General features: G+C 52.1%; 1 protein-coding gene. It reads left to right on the forward strand.

Going from position 1 to position 3,113, the window contains the following annotated elements; all coding sequences use genetic code 11:
- Positions 1-409: 409 nt before the first annotated feature.
- Positions 410-3,061 carry a valine--tRNA ligase gene (locus B2Y11_RS05310; RefSeq protein ID WP_291057044.1) on the forward strand — a complete coding sequence of 884 codons (2,652 nt, stop codon included), beginning with the start codon at positions 410-412 and terminating at the stop codon, positions 3,059-3,061.
- Positions 3,062-3,113: the final 52 nt, after the last annotated feature.

A 3,113-nucleotide genomic window follows, 5' to 3' on the forward strand; every position in this document is an offset into this window, starting at 1 on the left:
CCTTTGGTGCTGACGCACCACCTTTCTCCCCAAGCGGTGGGACAATAAAATGGTGGAGAGAACCCTCCGGCCCGCAGGGCCGTCAAACCTATGAATCCTATGAAAAAAGGACCGCTCTGCGGCCCCTTTTTCATTCCCTCCCCTTGCATTTCATTTTGAATCCTGCTATGATATTTCATATCATATGTAAAAGCAAAGATGGGAAGAAGCTGTGGATGAATTTGTAGAGAGCTGCCGGTGGTGGGAAGGCGGTAAGGATGAAGCAGCGGGTCACCCCGGAGCCGGCTTATGCCCGTGGCGCACGTTATACGCAAATGAGCGATCATGTATGATTATTTAGGTGGTACCGCGGAAGCACTCTTTCGTCCTATGGGATGGAGGAGATTTTTTATTTTTAGGAGTGAAGAATATGGCAGATTTTGAAGATCTTGGAAAGTATGATCCAAGTGCGATTGAACAGAAATGGTATCAGTTCTGGGAAGATCATGATGTATTTCATGATGAACCGGACCCCTCTAAGGAACCTTACAGCATTGTGCTGCCGCCGCCGAATGTAACGGGCCAGCTGCACATGGGTCATGCTCTGGACAATACGCTCCAGGATATCCTGATCCGCTACAAGAGAATGCAGGGGTACAATGTACTGTGGCTGCCGGGCAAGGATCACGCAGGCATTGCCACCCAGGTAAAGGTAGAAAAGCAGATCGCCGAGGAAGGTCTGAATAAGTACGACCTGGGCCGTGAAAAGTTCCTGGAAAGGGTATGGCAGTGGAAGGAGAAATACGGCAACCGTATCGGTCTCCAGATTCGCCGCCTTGGTTCTTCCTGCGACTGGAAGCGGGAACGCTTCACCATGGACGATGTATGCGCCCGTGCGGTTCGCGAAGTGTTCGTTTCCCTTTATGAAAAAGGCCTCATTTACCAGGGATTCCGCATTACCAATTGGTGCCCCCGCTGCCAGACTGCTCTTTCCGACATTGAAGTAGAGCATGAGGATGAAGTGGGACATCTCTGGTATTTCAACTATCCTATCGTTGGGGAAGAGGGTTATATCCAGATTGCCACCACCCGTCCTGAAACTATCCCCGGTGATACGGCTGTGGCTGTAAACCCCAATGATGAACGGTATGCCCACCTGGTAGGCAAGATGGTGAAGCTCCCCACCACGGACCGTGAAATCCCCATTATTGCCGATGATTACGTAGATATGGCCTATGGTACCGGCTGCGTGAAGATTACGCCGGCCCATGACCCCAACGACTTTGAAGTGGGCCAGCGCCATGACCTGCCTACCATCGTCATCATGAACAAAGACGGCACTATGAATGAAAAGGCCGGAAAGTATAACGGCATGGACCGCTACGAAGCCAGAAAGGCCATTATTGAAGATTTCAAGAACGCCGGTCTGCTGGTAAAGATTGAAGAAACAAAGCACGCTGTCGGTCACTGCTCCCGCTGCAAGACAGTGGTGGAACCGATGACCACCAAGCAGTGGTTCGTAAAGATGAAACCCCTGGCAGGCCCGGCTATGGAAGCAGTCACCTCCGGCAAGACAAAGTTCGTACCGGAACGTTTCTCCAAGACCTATATCCAGTGGCTGGAAAACATTCATGACTGGTGCATTTCCCGTCAGCTCTGGTGGGGCCACCGCATCCCTGTATGGTACTGCGACGACTGCGGCGAAGTAAGCGCATCCCGCACGGACCTCACCGAATGCCCGAAGTGCGGCAGCAAGCATATCCACCAGGACCCGGACGTGCTGGATACCTGGTTCTCCTCCGCCCTGTGGCCATTCTCCACCATGGGCTGGCCGGACCAGACACCGGTATTGAAACAGTGGTACCCAACTTCCACCATGGTCACCGGCTACGACATTATTTTCTTCTGGGTAGCCCGCATGATGTTCATGTCCATGGAATTTATGCATGAAATCCCCTTCAAGTACGTATTCATCCACGGCCTGGTCCGCGATTCCCAGGGACGCAAGATGAGCAAGTCCCTTGGAAACGGCATCGACCCCCTGGAAGTCATCGACAAGTACGGCGCCGACGCCCTCCGTTTCACCCTGGTCACCGGCAACACCCCGGGCAACGACATGCGTTTCTACTATGAAAAGGTAGAAGGAAATCGGAATTTCGCAAACAAACTGTGGAACGCCACCAAGTTCACCCTCATGAACCTGGACGACTATGACAAAGATTTCGTCCCTGCCAAAGAGGAACTTACCCTGGCAGACAAGTGGATCCTGGACCGCCTGGCAGCCACCGAAGACTATGTAAGCACCAACCTGGACAAGTACGAACTGGGTGAAGCGGCTGACTCCATCTATAACTTTGCCTGGAACTACTTCTGCGACTGGTACATCGAAACCGCCAAGACCCGTCTCTACGGCGAGCATAACAGGGACCGCAAAGTCACCCAGTACGTGCTGGTATACACCCTCACCCGCATGCTGGCCCTGCTTCATCCATTTATGCCGTTCATTACGGAACACCTCTGGCAGCATCTGCCCCATGAAGGCGAAATCCTGGCAAGGGCTCCCTGGCCGAAGGCTGATGAAAACCTCCGCTTCAAGGACGAAGCAGAACAGTTTGAAAGGATTATGGATTCCATCAAGGCTATCCGCAACATGCGCGCCGAGGCCAATGTAACCCCGAACAAGATGTGCCACATCCAGATTGCCGTTCTTAGAAACGACCTGAAAGACTGCATTGAAAACCATAAGGAATACTACGAAAAACTGGGCCACGTAGAAGACATCAAACTGCTCTCCGCCGACGCACCGAAGCCGGAAAACGCCCTCACCACCGTAGTCACCGGACTGGAAGTGTACCTGGAACTGAAAGGCCTCATCGACACTGCCAAGGAAAAGGAAAAGATCGAAAAGAACAAGGCAGCCCTTGAAAAAGACATTGCCCGCACCAGCGGCAAGCTCTCCAACAAAGGCTTCCTTGCCAAAGCACCGGAAGCAGTAGTGGCTAAGGAAAAAGAAAAACTGGCCCAGTTCGAAGAAAAGATGAAATCCTTGAACGAACGCCTGAAATTCCTGGATCAGCTCTGATTGCAAAAGATTCTTAAGCAGGACGGGACTTTAGGGAAGCACTGATTAATTC

Origin of the sequence: Dialister sp. UBA1703 (genome assembly GCA_002320515.1) — a bacterium.
Lineage (GTDB): Bacteria > Bacillota > Negativicutes > Veillonellales > Dialisteraceae > Dialister.